19 protein-coding genes are annotated in these 18345 nt (G+C 29.0%); 2 read left to right on the forward strand and 17 right to left on the reverse strand.

Going from position 1 to position 18345, the window contains the following annotated elements; all coding sequences use genetic code 11:
- Positions 1 to 122 precede the first annotated feature (122 nt).
- Together trxA and EZH24_RS00525 are read left to right on the forward strand one after the other, a co-directional pair.
- Positions 123 to 440: a thioredoxin TrxA gene (gene trxA, locus EZH24_RS00520; RefSeq protein WP_137997182.1), complete on the forward strand. Its 318-nt coding sequence runs from the start codon at positions 123 to 125 to the stop codon at positions 438 to 440.
- A gap of 109 nt (positions 441 to 549) precedes the next feature.
- Positions 550 to 2361, forward strand: a complete 1812-nt coding sequence (locus tag EZH24_RS00525) for a glycoside hydrolase family 10-like protein (RefSeq protein ID WP_419670423.1) — start codon at positions 550 to 552, stop codon at positions 2359 to 2361.
- 5 nt (positions 2362 to 2366) lie between these two features.
- On the opposite strand, the gene EZH24_RS00530 is transcribed toward EZH24_RS00525, so the two are convergent.
- The 17 genes from EZH24_RS00530 to EZH24_RS00610 all read right to left on the reverse strand — a co-directional run.
- Positions 2367 to 3053 carry a hypothetical protein gene (locus EZH24_RS00530; RefSeq protein ID WP_137997184.1) on the reverse strand — a complete coding sequence of 229 codons (687 nt, stop codon included), beginning with the start codon at positions 3051 to 3053 and terminating at the stop codon, positions 2367 to 2369.
- Between the two features lie 82 nt (positions 3054 to 3135).
- Positions 3136 to 4044 carry a DUF1796 family putative cysteine peptidase gene (locus EZH24_RS00535; protein WP_137997185.1) on the reverse strand — a complete coding sequence of 303 codons (909 nt, stop codon included), beginning with the start codon at positions 4042 to 4044 and terminating at the stop codon, positions 3136 to 3138.
- A gap of 234 nt (positions 4045 to 4278) precedes the next feature.
- Positions 4279 to 5025 (reverse strand): ABC transporter ATP-binding protein, encoded by a 747-nt coding sequence (locus tag EZH24_RS00540; RefSeq protein ID WP_137997186.1) that lies wholly within the window; start codon positions 5023 to 5025, stop codon positions 4279 to 4281.
- Complete coding sequence (locus EZH24_RS00545; RefSeq protein WP_137997187.1) at positions 5022 to 6032, reverse strand: FecCD family ABC transporter permease; 1011 nt, start codon at positions 6030 to 6032, stop codon at positions 5022 to 5024. The genes EZH24_RS00540 and EZH24_RS00545 overlap by 4 nt, the downstream gene beginning before the upstream one ends.
- Positions 6033 to 6044: 12 nt before the next feature.
- On the reverse strand, positions 6045 to 7001 hold the full coding sequence (locus EZH24_RS00550) for an ABC transporter substrate-binding protein (RefSeq protein ID WP_137997188.1): 957 nt from the start codon (positions 6999 to 7001) through the stop codon (positions 6045 to 6047).
- Positions 7002 to 7019: 18 nt separating this feature from the next.
- On the reverse strand, positions 7020 to 8978 hold the full coding sequence (locus EZH24_RS00555) for a TonB-dependent receptor plug domain-containing protein (RefSeq protein ID WP_137997189.1): 1959 nt from the start codon (positions 8976 to 8978) through the stop codon (positions 7020 to 7022).
- Between the two features lie 242 nt (positions 8979 to 9220).
- Entirely contained in the window at positions 9221 to 9799 is a 579-nt protein-coding gene (gene ruvA, locus EZH24_RS00560; RefSeq protein ID WP_137997190.1) for a Holliday junction branch migration protein RuvA, read from the reverse strand.
- A 3-nt stretch (positions 9800 to 9802) separates the two neighbouring features.
- Positions 9803 to 10012, reverse strand: a complete 210-nt coding sequence (locus EZH24_RS00565; RefSeq protein WP_137997191.1) for a heavy-metal-associated domain-containing protein — start codon at positions 10010 to 10012, stop codon at positions 9803 to 9805.
- Positions 10013 to 10081: 69 nt separating this feature from the next.
- Entirely contained in the window at positions 10082 to 11827 is a 1746-nt protein-coding gene (locus EZH24_RS00570; RefSeq protein WP_137997192.1) for a sensor histidine kinase, read from the reverse strand.
- A 5-nt stretch (positions 11828 to 11832) separates the two neighbouring features.
- Entirely contained in the window at positions 11833 to 12537 is a 705-nt protein-coding gene (locus EZH24_RS00575; protein WP_137997193.1) for a response regulator transcription factor, read from the reverse strand.
- A gap of 87 nt (positions 12538 to 12624) precedes the next feature.
- The gene (gene floA, locus EZH24_RS00580) at positions 12625 to 13638 is read right to left on the reverse strand and encodes a flotillin-like protein FloA (RefSeq protein ID WP_272897861.1); all 1014 of its coding nucleotides are present in this window, start codon (positions 13636 to 13638) and stop codon (positions 12625 to 12627) included.
- Between the two features lie 109 nt (positions 13639 to 13747).
- Positions 13748 to 14134: a hypothetical protein gene (locus EZH24_RS00585; RefSeq protein WP_137997194.1), complete on the reverse strand. Its 387-nt coding sequence runs from the start codon at positions 14132 to 14134 to the stop codon at positions 13748 to 13750.
- 156 nt (positions 14135 to 14290) lie between these two features.
- Positions 14291 to 14665: a hypothetical protein gene (locus EZH24_RS00590; protein ID WP_137997195.1), complete on the reverse strand. Its 375-nt coding sequence runs from the start codon at positions 14663 to 14665 to the stop codon at positions 14291 to 14293.
- A 77-nt stretch (positions 14666 to 14742) separates the two neighbouring features.
- Positions 14743 to 15447, reverse strand: coding sequence for a UMP kinase (gene pyrH / locus EZH24_RS00595; protein WP_137997196.1), 705 nt, complete (start codon positions 15445 to 15447; stop codon positions 14743 to 14745).
- 143 nt (positions 15448 to 15590) lie between these two features.
- Positions 15591 to 16655 (reverse strand): DNA methyltransferase, encoded by a 1065-nt coding sequence (locus tag EZH24_RS00600; protein WP_137997197.1) that lies wholly within the window; start codon positions 16653 to 16655, stop codon positions 15591 to 15593.
- Positions 16652 to 17671: a DNA-methyltransferase gene (locus EZH24_RS00605; RefSeq protein WP_137997198.1), complete on the reverse strand. Its 1020-nt coding sequence runs from the start codon at positions 17669 to 17671 to the stop codon at positions 16652 to 16654. The genes EZH24_RS00600 and EZH24_RS00605 overlap by 4 nt, the downstream gene beginning before the upstream one ends.
- A gap of 55 nt (positions 17672 to 17726) precedes the next feature.
- A partial coding sequence (locus tag EZH24_RS00610; RefSeq protein ID WP_137997199.1) for an aminotransferase class I/II-fold pyridoxal phosphate-dependent enzyme occupies positions 17727 to 18345 on the reverse strand: 619 nt, incomplete at its 5' end.

Genomic DNA, 18345 nt, shown 5'->3' on the forward strand with positions numbered 1-18345 from the left:
TATAATAAAATAATGTCAATAGATAAAAATATATATAAATAATTAATTTAATTTATAGCTTGACTAATAAAAAATTTTGTATATAATTAATAGTATGAAATTAAAATAAGGAGTTTTTATTTATGGTAGAATTAGATAAAGACAATTTTGATGAAAAAGTTATCAACTCAAAGGATTTATGCTTGGTAGACTATTTCGGAGACACTTGCGAACCATGTAAAGCTTTGATGCCTAAAGTTCATGCATTATCCGAAGAATACGCAGGCAAGGTTAATTTCTACTCTTTCAATACTTCTAAAGCAAGAAGATTGGCAATAAGAGAGAAAATTTTGGGACTTCCTACTATAGCCATTTACAAAGACGGCGCTAAAGTTAAAGAAGTTACAAAAGAAGAAGCGACTATAGAAAATATTAAATCTATGGTAGACAGCATGCTATAATTAAGCAAAAGCCCTTCAAGGAGTTTTATTTTTATAAAGCTCCTTTTTTATTTTTAAATTTATTTTAAAATATTTTACTAAAGTTAAAATTAAAAAGATGTCGATTAAAATTAAAAAAATTTATGTTCTTATATTCGTATTAACCGTTCTCTCTTGCAAAACTTTGAATATAATTATTCCAAACGATATTAAAAAAAATCTTGCAAAAAGTATGGAAGAAGACAGAAGCGAAAATCCGATTTATAGAGAATTTAGAGCGGCTTGGTTTTCTACCGTTGGAAATATTGATTTTCCTCTGCGAAACGGAAGCAAGGAGGAACAAAAAAAACTTATAATAAAACATTTGGACGCTTTATATCAAAATAATTTCAACGCCGTATTCGTTCAAGTAAAACCCGATGCTGGAGTAATTTTTAATTCTAAAATAAATCCTACAACGAGATATTTTTTTGGGACGGATTCGACAAACGAAAAAGACGATTATCCTTTTGAAACCGATTTGCTCGAATATATAATCGAAGAAGCGCATCAAAGAAATATTGAAGTTCATGCTTGGTTTAATCCTTATAGAATTTCGCTCACTTATAACGATAAAAAAAGTTATGAAGAGCAATTTTCAAAAAAGAATTTCATTCATACTTATGTTTCAAATAATTTAAAACCCGTTCATTGGTTCGATAATAGACTCTATTTGGACCCAGGAGAGCCGATAAGCGAAAAATATATAATAGATTCCGTTATCGAAGTTGTGGAAAATTACGATGTTGACGGAATACATTTTGACGATTATTTTTATCAAAACGCGATTAAAGGAAAAACTTATAAAGATTGGAATGATAAAATTAGCGCCGAAAAATATGGAAAAGCATCTGGATACGATATTACAAACAAAGCCTATGACGATTACGGAGTTGACGGTTTATACGCTTGGAGACGAAACAATATAAACAATTTGGTAAGCAAATTATATACCGAAATAAAATCGAGAAAACCTTATGTAAAATGGACTATCTCTCCCGCTGGCGTTTGGCGAAACAAAAATAAATTATCGGAATATAAGGGAAGCGAATACGGAAGCGAAACGAAATCTTATAATCCCAACTTTGACGCTTTGCATGCGGATGTTCTTTTATGGATGCTAAACGGAGAGAAAACGGATTCTTTAACCAACGCTACGGAAAAAGACGGAATAAATAAAATGTATGTGGACGCGATTATTCCTCAAGTTTATTGGAGTTCAAAACACAGATTAGTTCCTTTCGACATAACGGTAAATTGGTGGATTAACGAAGCGAAAAAATCTACAAACGGAAATTTGGCGGATTTATATATCGGGCATGCTTTATACAGAATGGGAAGCTCGACTAATATAGAACCTTGGCAAGATATAGATTTGCTATCAAAACAAATAGATTATATAAGAAAAGAAGGAAAAGGTTTTATAAAAGGCTCTTCGTTTTTCACTCTTCATAATATGTATAAAAACGACAGAGATACGGGCGACTTTGGAAACGAAGCGATAAAATATATAAAAGAAAATAATTATATATTCAAAGCGATAGTCCCTGTCATGAATACTATGAAAGATTTGAAAGAAAATATTTTGAAACCCGAAAATCCAAAAATGAAAAAACATTTTAATTATATTGAAATAAGTTTTACGGACCCGAACGAATATAAATTGGACGATTATTCTCATCCAAAAGTTGGAACTTCCGTTTATTACGCGATTTACAGAAAAATTGTCAATAGCTACGAAATAGAATTAATCGATAAAATCAGAAGAACGAATTTTAACGCGGACGCGAAAGTTATTTATAAAGATAAAACGGCAAATAGAAAATCGAATTATATTTATTATATTACCGCTTTGGATAGAATACATAACGAAAGCGATTATTTGGAAATTAGCTTACAATAAATAAGTCAAACGATAGCGTAATAATTAGAATTTTTTGTAATATAAAACGGCTCTATATCGAGTTTATCCATTAATTGTTTCAAAAATTTATTATTGCCTCCAATCATTTCTTTATGTTGAGAACCGTTAAAAAATACCAACGGCGAAGCTTTAATTTTTGTATCTTTCGGCAATCCAAAATCAAATAAAAATTTGTCAGTATCCAAAATTCTTAAATATGTAAATATTTCCAAAACGCAACGAAGCATAGTTTCTTCGTTATCTTCCTTTTTCAATTCCAAAAGGTAAACGGTTTTAATATCTCTGTTATAAGAAACAATATCAATTTTTCCCGCGTCATCGTCTCTCACATTTTTTAACGGAGTTTGATAATCTAATACTTTTCCAAGAATATTAAGCGAACCTTGATTAAAAATATCCATTGCTATTATTTCTTCGCTTGGGTTAGGTCTTGGAGTATATTTTCCATCATGAGTTTCAACTTTATAAGAAGATAAACGAGTTATTTTTTGAATTTTATATAATAAGTCAATATTATTCAAAAGCCATTCCGCCACAACTTCGGTATATTTTTCTTTCGTATCCGTTGTGTTTCCTCTATAATTAATAAAATCTTCTTTGTATAAAGTAGAAATATCTTTTAAGTTTTCAAGTTTGTTTATTATTTCGTTTTTTGTGTATCCGTTAGCCATTGTTAATCCTCCAATTAAAATATAAGTATTTACTAAATATATTATGATTTTCAAAATCTTTCAATATTTTAATATAAAAAAACTATATTTCTTTTTTCAATTTATATTTATTTAAAATTTTAGATGTTTCCCATGCATTTCCCGTCCAATAAGGAGTATAACCGCTATCATAACTTTTTGCATAATCAAAAGAATTGTCTAAAATATATAAATGTATTTTATTATCTATGATTTTAAAAGTTATATCGTTGCAGAAAAATTCATGTCGCATATATAACAAATCTATATTTTCATTATTATAAGTTTTTCTTATAGCGTCTAATAAATCTATTAATTCGTTAATATTAAAGTCGTTGTTATAAAGTCTATAATATTCAATATATACCATTAAAATCTTTTTGTCGGATTTTAATTCGTTTAATAATCTTTCTATTCTTTTTGAATAAGTATCTTTTACTTTTATATAGTCGTCTTCAAATTTATTTTCTATGAAGAAATCATGGTTATGAAACAATTTAGCGTTATTATTCAAATACATTTTTACGCCGTCTTTTATCGAATCTCCAATATAAATAAAATTATCTTTAATTAAAAAATCTTTGAATTTATTGTTTATTATTTGCAAATTAGAAATCATATTTGTTTTTGAATAATTTCTACTTGGAGTGAGCCAATCGAAAGGAGACGAAGTAGTTCTTAAATTATTTTTATTCAAAATATCGGCGCAAAAACAATTTCCACCAATGCTAAATATAAAATCATATTCGTATATATTATTATCCAACATTTTATTAGAATTATTACAAAACTGATATAATTTCGTAATATTATCTTTTTGAGATTTTATATTATTCAATTCTTGCTTTATTTCGCTTATTTCCGACTTTATTTCGCTTATTTCCGATATATTGATTAAAATATCCCTTATAAAATTTCTTAAATTCTTAAAAGGTATCCACCATACAATTTTATCAATTAATTTTTTATACATATTTTACCTCGATAAAACTGATAAAATGGATTTTCGAAATAGCTAAATATAAACTTAAAAAATCATAAGAAAATGATTTAATATAATATTGATTTTTTGACAAATTGAATAAAAATTTTAAACTATTCGCAAGGCAAGGCAAGGCAAGGCAAGCGTCAAAAATATAGTATAAATATTAATTTTAATCATAATTAGGAGTATTATAACATTATTTAATTTTTTGTCAATAGAATTTTATAACCATTTCGTTAAAGAATTCTTCATGTATTCAACAACATTTACATTATAAATTTTATTCAATAATTCCAAATTAAAATTTTCGCAGTCGCCAAAATATAAAATCTCTCCTTTATTTAAAAGCAATATTTTATTTGCAAAATTAAAAACATTATTAATATCATGCATAACCGCTACAATGCATCTCTCCTCTTTGCTTACCCATTCTTTCAAATTATAAATGAGTTCCATTTGACTATTTAAATCCAAATGATTTGCGGGCTCGTCCATAAGAATAATTTTTGGATTTTGAGCGAAAACTCTCGCTAAAAAAACTTTTTGAAGTTCGCCTCCCGAAAGTTCGTTTATAGATTTGTCTTTTAAATGAATAATTTTCACTCTTTCCAAACATTCCAAAACTATTTCATTGTCTTTTTTATCTGGCGTTGAAAAAAATTTATCTTTAAAACTCGAATACCTGCCGAGCATAACCGTTTCGAAAACGGAATAATCAAAATATATTTCCGAGATTTGACTCATAAACGCAACGGTTTTATAAACTTCAATATATTTTATATTTTTATTATCGATAAATACCGAACCTTGAAAGTCTAAAATATTGCATAAAGATTTTAATAAAGTGGTTTTTCCCGAACCGTTTGGTCCGATAATGCATAATCTATCGTTTTCAAAAATTTTAAATGAAATATTATTTAGAATTTTTTTATTTCCGTAAGAAAAAGATAATTTACTCGCTTCAATCATTTTTGATTTCCCGCTGCTTTATTATTAAGAAAAATATATAAGAAAAAAGGCGCTCCTATCAATGCGGTTACTATCCCGATTGGAATATTCGCTCCTTGAACCAAAATTCTTGAAAATATATCGGCAATATTAAGCAATATTCCTCCAAAAAGCGCCGACATTGGAACGACTATAATATGTTTCGCTCCGAAAATTTTTCTAACTATATGAGGAGAAACCAAATCTACAAATCCTATTATTCCGACAAAAGAAACTAAAACCGCAGTTATAAAAGAAGAAACGATTATAAAAAATATTCGCATTTTTTTTGCGTTTACTCCCAAAGATAAACTTGTAGTATCTCCAAAAGTCATAATATCCAAAACGGTTGAATATTTCATTAAAACGATTAAAAAAATTATTGTAATCAAAATTATAATTAAAATATCTAAAAAATTTTTCAAATATAAATTTCCTAATTGCCACAATATTATTCGATTTGAATATTTCGGAAAAATATAAATAAAAAAACTCATAAGAGAATAAAAAAATAAAGAAATTACGATTCCCGCAAGAATTATAGAATTATTATTCATGTATTTGTCTATTCTGCCCGCTATAAACAAAATAAAAATTATCGTTATAAAAGCGAATAGAGTCGACATTGCCGAAAAAATATATTGATTAAAATTTATTCCCGTAATTATAAGCAAAGAAGCTCCGAGTCCCGCTCCCGAAGAAATTCCCAAATTATAAACTGAAGCGAGCGGATTTCTCAATATCGACTGCATAACTACTCCCGTAAGCGACAAAGAAGCGCCGACAAAAAAAGCCAAAATAGAACGAGGAAATCTTATATTAAAAATAATGTCCGCGTTGATTTTACTGACGATTAAATTTGGAGAAAATATTTTATGAATAAAAATAGTTATTATTTCTTTCGGAGATATAAAAACATTTCCCACACATATTGAAAGGACAATTGAAATAAAAACTAAAATTATAATTATAGCAATTTTTTTAATCATAAAAATTAAATCCTATTCGTTAAACGATTTAAATAATTCTTGATATTCGTTAGGATAAATCGATTTTGCCATTAAAAATAAAGCCTTTATAATATTATGATTAGGCAGAGAACTTGAAGCTATAAAATAAACTTGGCTTTTTTGAATCGCTTTTATATTTTGCCAAGCCTTGCGATTAAGAATTTCTTTGACGGGATTATCAATATAATCAACGCTCGTAAATATGATATCTGGATTTGCCGACAAGACGCTTTCTTCCGAAACGGCAATCCAAGAATTTTTATTTTCAAAAATATTTTTAGCTCCAATAATATTTATCATATCGTCCAAATAAACATTAGTTCCGAAACTGTATAAATTCGACATTGCCCCTATTTCAAAATAAACGGTTTTTTGATTTCCTTCAATTTTTATTTTATCTCCAATAGATTTTATTTTTTCAATATTTTCTTTCATTTCAAAAATTATATCTTCCGCTTCATTTTCCAATTTTAAAACTTTTCCCAAAAAATAAATATCCTCTTCAATTCCTTCCAAAGTGTCGCTATTTGGAATCACCGCAACGGACAAACCTAAATTTTTCATTGCATCTATAGAACTTTTGCCCGAAAAAACGCTAAAATTATTTATAAATAAAATGTCGGGATTGAGCGAAATAATTTTTTCCGCATCGGGATTCATCATATCGAAAATTTGCATATCGGAAAAATCAATATTATTTTTTTCTAAAATTTCTTTTGAATAAGAGTCAACCGAAATTATTTTATCCGCTTCTCCAATATCGATTAAAATTTCCGTAATAGAAGGAGAGAGACAAATTATTTTATCGATTCGCTCGGGAATTGTTATCTCGTTTCCCGCTCTGTCTTTTATTTGCAAAATTGAATTATTTTTATTATCATTATTGCAAGAAATTATGATAAATAAAAAAGCGGTTAAAGTAATTAAAAATATTTTAAAATTTTTCATTGTTAAGTCCTTATAAAATTAAAAATTATATCCCAATTCCACTTCCCAAGTAAAAGGTTTTGCAACCGAATAAGTCGACAAAATCGGCGTCTTATTAAAAATATTTTTAAAATGAGTCGACACTATCAAATGTTTAAACCAAATTGAATAAAACGAAATATTAAAATCATGAAAATCGTCCGAGTATCTAATCGGGTCATAGTCCGTAATCGGTCTTTTTGTAGAATAAGTATAATGAATATTTAAAGATAGCGAAGTTAAAATATTATTTTCGGAAATAAAATCATAGCCCAACAAAACAGAAATTATATCTTCTGGCATGCCAATTTTTGGAAGTTTATTTTCTCCCATAAATGCGAGCTGATAAGAATAACCAACTTTAGCCTTTATTCTGTTATAAGTTAAAAATGGAATCTCATAACCGACAGACGAACTAACAATATGCGACCGCGCTTTATCGACATTTGTTGGACTCATTCCATACCAAATGATTTTATTGCTATAAACCGTGTAAGCGTAAGAACCTTCGATTTTCAAATTCGTTATCGGCTCTAAAGTAAGTTTTGTAAGCGTTTGATTATAATCTTCAGACTTCAAATTGATATTCCCATATTCTCCGTAATATAAATCGTTGAATGTCGGAGCGGTATAATCATGCGAATAAGAAAAATATAATCCGTAGCCTTTATAAAAATTCATATTAAAAGCGGCGCTATAGGCAAGATAATTTCTATTTTTATAACCGTTCAAAATATCCGACATAAATTCATATTTAATATCTAGTAAAAGCGTGAATATCGGATTATTTTCATCCCAATAACCAAAAGAAAGTTGCGGTTCGTATTTTATTGAAACGGAATGTCTTTGCGGATATGTAGAGAAATTAGTATAAACTGCACCCTTTTCTTCTGTTAAAATATCGTATCTATATTCGGGAGTTATTTTATTATAAAATGTTATCGTATTTGGTAAAAATTCGTCCATTCTGCTTAAAAAACCGTTCAAAGAAACGGCATGCGATTTATAATCCGAAACAAATTTTCCGTTTGTATAATAAGGTCTATCTACAAAAGAATCGAACAAATAAGAAAAAGTAACATTATAATCCAAAATATCCGAAAAACCGTTATAAGAAATTGACGATACTAAAGTAGTAAAATTAAACCAAGAATCCGTTGCGGCTATCGGCGGAATTTGATATTGAGCGGCGGAATTATTGAAAGAAACATTAACGAAAGCTTTAATATAATCTTTATTGTCAAACAAATATTTATAATCCGTAGAAAAATTTATAATAAGCTGACGATTATCATGAAAATTGCCTTTAACTCTCTCTCCCGATTGATTAATAAAATCATAATAATAATTTCCATCCGAATAATAAGAATCTGCGGTAAAAGTAAAAGTTTGTTTTTTATCAATACTCTTTGAAAATAAAATTGATGGGCGAACGGTATTATAAGAACCGTAAGAAAGCGAAACCAAAAGTATATCTTCGAGCGGAGTTTTTGTCGTTATATAAATAGAATTGCCTTTAATCTCTATACTTTCGATTAGATTTGCGGGAATTCTTCTTAAATCGACTCCAGCGTCCGCGTTTCCTTTTGCGACATTCATTAAAACATTATTGACATAGATTTTAATATTATCTGCGTTAGCTCCCGCAGGGTCGACAACTTCATTGCCCATGTAATTTCCTTTATTTACAAAACCAGGTTGATTTGCCAAAACTTCCTGCGCGTTCTGATAGCCCATTCTGTCAATTTCTTCCGAAGTTATTATATTGTTATTAACTTTAATAGGTTCTTTATTTGGTTGGTTTTCTTCCGTGGCGTTTGTTTGAGCGGAATTCGTATTTTCCACTTGCGAAGTAACCCAAATACCGCCTATTAACTCTCTTATTAAGTAAGATTGCGGATAAATAAAATCAAAAAAAATAAAGATTTGAAAGAAAACGATAATAATTAATTTTTTCATAATTATTCCCTTAAAATAGTTCTATTAAGAAGAGTTAAGCTTTATTTTATAAAAGATAGCGCTCTCGACTAATAGTAAAGGTTATCCGACTTCGCTTAATAACAAATGGTTTTAATCATTGTTTATAAGACTTTACGGTTGCGTGCCAGCGTTGGATTTGCACCAACATTCCCCTGATTTATTTTAACTATATTAAAACACAATAATTATTTTTTGTCAAATATAAATTTAAAAAATTAAAATTATATAGAATTCAAATTTCTTAAAGCCTCTCTTATCAAATCTTCGGCGTTCATATTTTCTTTATTTTCTATATTCGACAAAGATTTAATCGCTTCGGAATTTGAAAATCCCAAAGATATTAAAGCCTTTATAACATCGCTCTCGTTGTCGTTACATGGTTTGACTGAAGAAATATTTATGTCGATTTTTTCTATTTTGTCTCTAAGCTCGAATAATAATTTTTCCGCTTTTTTTAACCCCATTCCAGAAACTTTTTTAAGCATCGAAATATCTTTATTGAATAGAATATGCATTATTTCGTCTATGGAATAAGTTGAAAGAATTTCCATCGCCAATTTCGGTCCCACTCCAGAAGTAGTCATTAAAGTTGAAAATAATTTTTTTTCTTCCCGCGTGGCGAATCCGTAAAGCGTCATAGAATCTTCTTTGTGTATGAGTTGAGTGTATAATCTTATATTTTTGTTATTCTCCGTTTTTAATTTTTTCGACACATTGATTTCATAACCGACTCCTCCGCATGAAACGGCTATAAGATTTTCCGAAATTATTTGAGCTTTGCCTTCTATAAAAGCGAACATAAATTAAACCGAAGCCTCGTATTCCAATTCTTTAATAGCTTCTATCATTTTGCTCACATTTATTTTCGATTCGTCAAATTCAACTTCGGCGGATTCTTTTTCCAAACTCACATTAACTTTGCCTACTCCTTCGAGTTCGGTTAAACTTTCCGTAACGGCATTGACGCAATTTTGACAGCCCATGCCTTTTATTTTTATAGTTATGTTTTTCATTAAAATTCTCCTTGTTATGATTGTTATAATTATTAAAAATTATATACTACATTTATAATTAAACAATCGCTATTTATACAAATTAAAAACCACCGATATTTCCGTCCCCTTATCCTTTTCGCTTTCTATATATATGTCGGCGTTATAATGAGCGCAAATATTTTTTACTATAGTCAAACCCAAACCCGTGCCTTGAACTTTCAAATATTTTTCGTTTTTTACTCTAAAAAATCTTTCAAAAATTCTATTTAAATATTTATTTTCTATTCCGCAACCGTTGTCTTTCACGGTAAATGTAGCTTTATCTCCGTTATTTTTCAAAACGATTTTTATATTTCCGCCTTCGTCCGTATATTTTATCGCGTTGTCTACAAGATTGTTTACGACTTCCGTTATCTTTTCTTTATTTGCTATTATTATAGCGGATTCGATTTCCAAATCGATATTTATATTTTTTTTCCGCGCTTTTATTCTATTGCTTTCAAAAACATTAAGAATTATATCTTTTATATCGATTTTTTCATCGATAGTTTCCTGCCAATTCGCTTCCATTCTGCTTAAAGTTAGCATATTCAAAACAAGCTCTTTCATTCTCAAAGCTTCGGCGTTAATTCTTTTTATAAAATCCGTTTTTTTATCTTCTTTCTTATCTCTTTCGCTCATATTTATAAGAAGCTCCGAATAACCTAAAATCGAAGTGAGAGGAGTTTTAAGTTCATGCGAAGCGTTTATAAAAAAATCTTGCTTTTCTATTTCAATTTTTCTTATATCGGTAACATCTTCAAATTTGATTAAAGCGGATATATTTTTATTGTTTAATATTGGGATAAAATTTATTTCTATATCCATATTTTTTTCTTTTATGTCGAATTTTGAAAATCTGTTTAATTTCATCGCATCGTCTATTTTATTAATAACCGATTTGTCTTTAATAATTTCGTTTAGATTTTTTATATCGTTATCCGAAATCCCAAAAAGTTCGATTGCAAATCGATTGATAAAAAAGATGTCTTTGTTTTTATTGATGGCGACAATTCCTTGAGCGATATTTTCAAGAACATAATTTAATTTTTCTCTTTCCGTTTGGTAGCCCGTTATATTATTATTCAAATCAATCGCAAGTTCGTTTATGTCGTATAATATATCGTTAATATCGTTGAAGCCCGTGAGATTTTTTATATTTTGAGATTTGCTCCCGTCAATATTATCCAAAGTTTCTTTTATCGAATAAAATGGAATCATAATATTTCTTGCCATCGAAGGCAAAACCAAAGCCATTATTATAATGACGATTCCTATTACCATTACGGCGGTAAATAAAAAAGTTATCAAATATTTATTAACCGATTCTATCGGCATAGAAATTCTTAATATATAATCCCTATAATCTTCCGCTTTTATTTTTTTTGAAGCGTAAATATAAGGAATTTTTTGACTTATTGAAGTATGAATAGAAAAAACCGCTTTATCTCCCGAACCATGCAAAGCCTTTATGACGTCGCTTCTGTTTGTGTGATTTGCCATAGGATTTACGGAAATATCCGCCACAGTATCCGCTATAACCGTTCCGTTTGTGGCAATAACGCTTATCCTTAATTCTTCTTTATCCGACTGCAAAACGAATTTTCTAAAATCTTCTTCCGTTTTCATGTCGTAAATATCAATTTCTCGCTCGAGCATTTCCATAATATTTACAATCATAAACTGACTGTATCTGATATTATTATATTGAACGGTAAAAAGAATTCCTATAAACATTAAAGCGCTCGTTAATATAAGAACGAATAGCGATTTATAAAAAATATTCTTAATCATAACGATTATTCAATTTCTTGATTTTCTTTCATTTCGGTTAATTTATAGCCCATTCCACGAGCGGTTATAATATTTTCTTTTTGAAGATTCAATTTCTGTCTTATAGATTTTATATGCATATCTATCGTTCGCGTTTCCATCGCGTTTTCTTTTCCCCAAACCTCCTCGAACATTGTCTCGCGCGATACGATACTTTCGGCGTTTTCAATCAAAAGTTTTAATAAATCGAATTCTTTTTGAGTAAGCGCGACTTGATTATTGTTTACGAATACGATTCTTTTTCTGATAATTATTTTTATCTCTCCGAATGTCATCTCTTCCATTTCGATTGTCGTATTTTTCTTTCTTAAATTTGCTTTCACTCTCGCTATAAGCTCCAAAACGGAAAAAGGCTTCGGCATATAATCGTCCGCTCCAGCGTTTAATCCCATCACTATATTTATTTCGCTCGATTTTGCCGTAAGCATTATGACTTTTATCGGAAGATAAGAATAATCCGTTCTTATGATTTTTAATATTTCCGTTCCGTCTATATCGGGAAGCATTATATCTAGCAAAACCAAATTTGGAGTTTGCATTTTCAAAGCTTCGAGCATATCGTAACCGTTGGAGAAACATTTTATATTGAATCCCGCTTCTTCCAAAGTATATTTTATAAGGTCGCTGATATTAATATCGTCTTCAACGGAATAAATAAGTTCTTTTTCCATAAATCTACCGTAATATTTTTTTTCTTTAATTTTGTTATTATAATTTTTATTTTAATTATAAATTAATTTTAATTAAATACAACAACGTTATTTTTGAGGATTTTCTTTGCTCGAAGAATCCAAACCAGAAATGCTGTATCTCATTTCCGTATCCGCCATTATATTTTTCATGTTATAATAATCCAAAACTCCGATATTTCCTTTTTTCAACGCGTCCGCTATAGCCAAAGGAAGTTGAGATTCGGCTTCGACTACTTTCGCTTTCATCTCTTCGACTTGAGCCTTCATTTCCTGTTCTCTCGCTATAGCCATGACTCTTCTCTCTTCCGCTTTAGCTTGAGCGATTTTTTTATCCGCTTCCGCTTGGTCTATTTGCAAAACCGCTCCTATATTGTTTCCCACATCGACATCTGCAATATCAATCGACAAAATTTCAAATGCCGTTCCAGAATCGAGTCCCTTTGCCAAAACGACTTGAGAGATTCTATCGGGATTTTCCAAAACTTCCTTATGAGACGCCGAACTTCCTATTGTGGTAACTATTCCCTCCCCCACTCTCGCGATTATCGTCTCTTCTCCAGCTCCTCCGACAAGTCTGTTAATATTCGTTCTAACCGTCACTCTTGCCGTAGCTTTTACTTGAATTCCGTCTTTTGCGACAGCGGCGATTAACGGAGTGGCTATTACTCTTGGAGAGACGGAAGTTCTTATAGCGTCAACCAAATCTCGTCCCGCCAAATCTATAGCGCATGCCCTTTCAAACGACAGATTCAAAGAGGCTTTATCCGCCGCAATCAGAGCGTCCGATACGGCGGTTGGATTTCCTCCCGCCAAATAATGAGCTTCGAGTTCGTTGCTTCCAATTTTTAATCCCGCTTTCCATAATTTAATCTGATTCAAAACTATTAAAGAAGGATTTACTCTCCTTAATCGCATTGTTAGTAAAGTTATTATGCTTATTCTAACGCCCGAAAATAACGCCGTTACCCAAAGTCCTATTGGGAAGAAACGCAAGAAAATTATCACAACGATTAGTATAATGACTATTCCTATAAACATTGGTATCATACTAAATCCTCCTAAAGATAAAATATTATACATAATAAAATCTCCTTAATTATTTTTTAATTTAGTTTAATATTAATTTTACTTTATTTTTTATTTCCATAACTTATATATCTGTTTTTTAATATTAAGTAATTCCTTTTTATTAATTATTTTCATCTATAAGTTTATTAACCTGTTCTATTGATAAGTTTTCTAAATCTTCTATATCCTCTTCGTTATCAAAATCGCTATCATAAAAGTCTTCGTCAAACATTTTCTCTACTTCATTTATTTCAATTATATCTGTAATTATATTACTATTATCCTTATATTTAATAGCTATTATATCGTGGTATGTTAAGGATATTAGCATTGCGTCTATATATTTATAATTTTTATTTGAACTATAAAATTTACCGTTATATTTATCTTTATTATCATTAACCCAATTCTTTACAAACAAACTTTTTGGATTACTATGCTTTTTATATATTTTTATTATTTTTTTACATAACTTTATTAATACCGCTTTATCTATAAATTCAAGCATTATTTATTTTCCTCCTGCGGCTTATATATTAAAAAGTGTCTGCCATAATTATCTTTATGCATATCTTCCAAAACCTGTTCTCTTTTGTCTATAAATCCTTTGCTTTCCTCTATCTAAAACTTTATAAGCAATAATTCTTAAAATTTTTTTCATTTTTTACATCCACTTACTCATCATATCCTCAAAATCTTTATTAAAATCTTCTACTGTTTCTGGATATTCAGTTGTATATTCTCTTACTAGAAAATCCCAGCCGCTTAAGTAGGTAGGTCGTATTTGATTATCTTCTCCTCGATAAGGAGTGCCAGATTTTTTTATAATATCATAATTTTTATAATTTTCTATATCCTTATCATATATTCTTAATTGTCCTCTGCCATATTTATTTACATAATAATTTTTTTCTCTTAATTTTTGATTAAGCATACTCTTAAATATATTCTTTTTGCCCTCTTCCGATAAGCTATTATAAAAATCCATATTCAAAAACTCACCCAATTCTTTTATATCATAATTAGTAATATTTGCCATTTTTTTATTCTCCTGTTTATTATATACTTTTTAATTTAAATTTATTATATATTATTTTATAAATTTATATACTAAAATCAGTTATGCACATAAGTTCCTATACTCTCGCCCGAAATCGCTTTTGTGATATTTCCCATTTTATTCATGTTAAAAACTCTTATCGGCATATTGTTGTCGTTAGCCATAGCGAAAGCCGTCATATCCATAACCCGCAAATTTTTATTTAAAGCTTCTCTAAAAGTAATTTCGTTATACATTTTGGCGTCTTCGTTCGTTTTTGGGTCTTTATCGTAAATGCCGTCAACATTAGTTCCTTTCAATACGATTGAAGCGTCAATTTCCAAAGCTCGTAAAATCGCCGTGCTGTCTGTAGTAAAATAAGGGTTTGAAGTTCCGCCCGCTATTATCAAAACATTTCCTCTCTCCAATATTCTTATAGCCTTATCTCTTTCAAATCCTTCAATCATTCCTTCGATATTAAAAGCCGAAAGTATTTGAGTTGGAGTTCCCGCCGCCATGAATCTGTCTTTCAAAGCGATTGCGTTCATTATCGTGGCAAGCATTCCCATCGAGTCGGCAGTCGCCCTAATCATTCCCGTTTTATTGGAAAGTTGCATTCCTCTGAATATATTTCCGCCTCCGACAACAACGGCAATTTGAGTGTCGTTTCCCGCTTCTTTCATTTCCAAAGCTATTCTGTCGACTACATTATTGTCAATTCCGTAATCTTTTTGTCCGAGCAAAGCCTCGCCTGAAATTTTTAATAAAACGGTTTTTTTCATTATATTTTAACCTCTTAACAAATTATTATATTATATTTTTTATCATTATCAATACAATTATATTATTTAACATTATTTTTTTCTAAAATTTCACGCCATAAATTTATATGTTCTGAATTTATTTCAGACGATATTTTAGAATCTTATACAAGATTTCTGGTATATAATTTTAAAAAATCATTGTAATTATCTATAAATCTTAAATAATATTTTAAACTTGTCATAATGCCGTTAGGAATAATATCCATTTTGGTTTCTTTTTTTATTTTTAAAACAAGTTCTTTTATGTATTTTAATTCATTTCCATCTTTGAAGCTATTTTCGTATGTGGTTAATATATAATATCTAAATATATTTGAATTTAATGTTTTATTAAAAACGCTTAAAATTAATTCTCTATCAATTGGAATATTATGTTTTATTTCAATTACTTCGTATGGGCTATTATTTTTATATACTACTTCTATATCGCCATATCCATGCTTATCAGACGATGTATGATAATTTAATGGTTTTAATTTTTTATCCTTATAAATATTTACGTTTTTAATTAATTCTTGATATATACTATAAAAGGCAATAACAGGAAGCCTTGATGAATTTTTGCAGTTAAAATGATTATAAAACATATTAATAATTTTATCTATATTCAATATATCTAATGTTTCCGACATGTTTATGGTTTCTATATTTAAAATTTCAGCTTTATTTAAAAGTAATTTTAACTTTGCAAATAAATATACTAAACAAAAATATGCACTATCATGATTTTCTATAGAGTCTATTATTGAAAGGAATGACATTTTTACTTTTTCATTCCTTATTTTGATTTCTTTTCCACTTTTAATAGACCATTCTATTTTTTCTCTTGTAGCTAAAGTTAAAAATGCAGACTCTTTATTAGAATACTTTAAAAAGTATTTCTTAAAAAATGGAGTCGTTATATTAGTGTCTAATGTTCTAGCGGAATATCCGTTTTTAAAATCGGTTCTATGTTTTCTAATGTCTTGTTCGGGATTATTAATCTTTTTTATGCAACTAGTCACTATTGCCTGAATAATTGATTTATTTTTATCTATATTATCAATTAATATATTTAGATTATTTTTTAAATCAGACGGAATATTATCAAATTTATCATAAGAAATTAATTTGTCAGAATCTTTAATAGCTTTTTCTAAAATATCGTTATAAACTTTATTATTCATACTAATATTTCCATATCCATATTTTCTATTTTGTTAAGTCTCTCTAATGAATATTCTACATATTCATTAAAAATCTCTATGCCTATATAGAAACGATTTAACTTTTTAGCCACAACGCATGTCGTTCCAGAACCTAAAAAAGGGTCAAGTATTATTGAATTTTTTTTAGTTAAAAGTTTTATTATCTCTCCAACTATAAATTCGGGATATATTGCTGGGTGCTTATTACCTTTAATAGTTTCTACTGTAGATTCTATAATATCTTTTTTCATTGAATTTCCATATATTTTTATAATGGTAAACCCTTTTTGCTGTATCTGGTTTAATCTGCCTCCCGATTGCCCCCCGTATGGAAGGGCATGAACTCCCCTTATTTTCATTCTAAAACTTTCTATTTTCCCAGATTTAACTTCTGAAATAACTTTATCTAATTCTTCATAAGCTAATTTTTTTTCTTCATTAGAAAGCGTAGAATTATCTATAATATTAAAATATTTTTGACCAATATTGCTATTTTTTATAGTATTTGTTTTATTTTTTAAATTTTTATATTCAAGGAAAGAATTATTATCAAAATAATAATCCTTCGATTTAGTAAATATAAAAAAAGGTTCTGTTGCGGGAACTAATTTTTTCGTATTTTGTCTAGGAGATGGATTTATTTTTACCCAAGTTAATTCGTTTATTAAGCGAATATTATCTATTTTTTGAGCTTCTATTGCAAATCTATAAGGTATTAAATTTAAATTACCATTTGTATATTTATCTCCAATATTAAAAACTATACTACCTGTAGATTTTATAATTCTTTTACATTCCTTAAATACTAATATCAATTTATTAATATATTCATCTACTGTGTTTTCATTTCCAATACCAATATAGCCATAATCTCTTTGTTTAAAATAAGGAGGAGAAGTTATTATTAAATCGATTGAGTCGTTAGGAATATTTGATAAAACTCGAATGTTATCGTCACATATAATTTTATTTTTAAGTTCCTCTAAAGCATACATATTTTTTATACAAATTATTAAATTATTTTACAAATAAAACAATGGTTCAATAATTTTATTTACTTTTTCGCAAATCTTCTATAGCTTTTGACAATATTGAAATTCCTCTGTCTATCATTTCTGGAGACGAATTCGTATAATTTAATCTGAATGTTCCTTCGCCTCTTTTCTTTTCATAGAAAGGCTCTCCAGGTGCGATAGCGACTCCGTTATCCGCGGCTTTTTTACCGAGTTCTACCGCGTCAATTCCTTTCGGCAAAGTCACCCAAATAAACATACCGCCTTCTGGATGCGTCCAATGTATATCTTTCGCAAAATATTTATCCATAGCTTCGAGCATGCAGTCGCATTGTTTTTTATACAAATCGGTAATGGTTTTTATATGAGCGTCATAATCGTTATCGGCAAGATATTGAGCGACAACCATTTGCCCGAATATGCTCGTATGAAAATCCACAAGCTGTTTATAATGTTTCATTTTATTTATAACTTCGTCAACCCCGCAAGCAATCCATCCCATTCTAAAACCAGGCGAGAAAGTTTTTGAAAAAGTTCCCATGAGTATAGCCTGTTCGCCAAGCAAACTATAGAAAGATTTTTGATGCTCTCCTCTGAATCTCAATTCTCCGTAAGGATTATCTTCAATAAAGAAAGTGTCTTTAATAAAGAAAGTG

Origin of the sequence: Brachyspira catarrhinii (genome assembly GCF_005518285.1) — a bacterium.
Lineage (GTDB): Bacteria > Spirochaetota > Brachyspiria > Brachyspirales > Brachyspiraceae > Brachyspira > Brachyspira catarrhinii.

Coding starts and splice junctions, on each gene's coding strand:
- trxA (WP_137997182.1), top strand. CDS start 123: ATGGTAGAATTAGATAAAGACAATTTTGATGAAAAAGTTATCAACTCA.
- EZH24_RS00590 (WP_137997195.1), bottom strand. CDS start 14,665: ATGGCAAATATTACTAATTATGATATAAAAGAATTGGGTGAGTTTTTG.
- EZH24_RS00605 (WP_137997198.1), bottom strand. CDS start 17,671: ATGTATGCTTTAGAGGAACTTAAAAATAAAATTATATGTGACGATAAC.
- EZH24_RS00565 (WP_137997191.1), bottom strand. CDS start 10,012: ATGAAAAACATAACTATAAAAATAAAAGGCATGGGCTGTCAAAATTGC.
- EZH24_RS00585 (WP_137997194.1), bottom strand. CDS start 14,134: ATGCTTGAATTTATAGATAAAGCGGTATTAATAAAGTTATGTAAAAAA.
- EZH24_RS00550 (WP_137997188.1), bottom strand. CDS start 7,001: ATGAAAAATTTTAAAATATTTTTAATTACTTTAACCGCTTTTTTATTT.
- ruvA (WP_137997190.1), bottom strand. CDS start 9,799: ATGTTCGCTTTTATAGAAGGCAAAGCTCAAATAATTTCGGAAAATCTT.
- EZH24_RS00545 (WP_137997187.1), bottom strand. CDS start 6,032: ATGATTAAAAAAATTGCTATAATTATAATTTTAGTTTTTATTTCAATT.
- EZH24_RS00530 (WP_137997184.1), bottom strand. CDS start 3,053: ATGGCTAACGGATACACAAAAAACGAAATAATAAACAAACTTGAAAAC.
- EZH24_RS00575 (WP_137997193.1), bottom strand. CDS start 12,537: ATGGAAAAAGAACTTATTTATTCCGTTGAAGACGATATTAATATCAGC.
- EZH24_RS00540 (WP_137997186.1), bottom strand. CDS start 5,025: ATGATTGAAGCGAGTAAATTATCTTTTTCTTACGGAAATAAAAAAATT.
- EZH24_RS00535 (WP_137997185.1), bottom strand. CDS start 4,044: ATGTATAAAAAATTAATTGATAAAATTGTATGGTGGATACCTTTTAAG.
- EZH24_RS00555 (WP_137997189.1), bottom strand. CDS start 8,978: ATGAAAAAATTAATTATTATCGTTTTCTTTCAAATCTTTATTTTTTTT.
- EZH24_RS00570 (WP_137997192.1), bottom strand. CDS start 11,827: ATGATTAAGAATATTTTTTATAAATCGCTATTCGTTCTTATATTAACG.
- floA (WP_272897861.1), bottom strand. CDS start 13,638: ATGTATAATATTTTATCTTTAGGAGGATTTAGTATGATACCAATGTTT.
- pyrH (WP_137997196.1), bottom strand. CDS start 15,447: ATGAAAAAAACCGTTTTATTAAAAATTTCAGGCGAGGCTTTGCTCGGA.
- EZH24_RS00600 (WP_137997197.1), bottom strand. CDS start 16,655: ATGAATAATAAAGTTTATAACGATATTTTAGAAAAAGCTATTAAAGAT.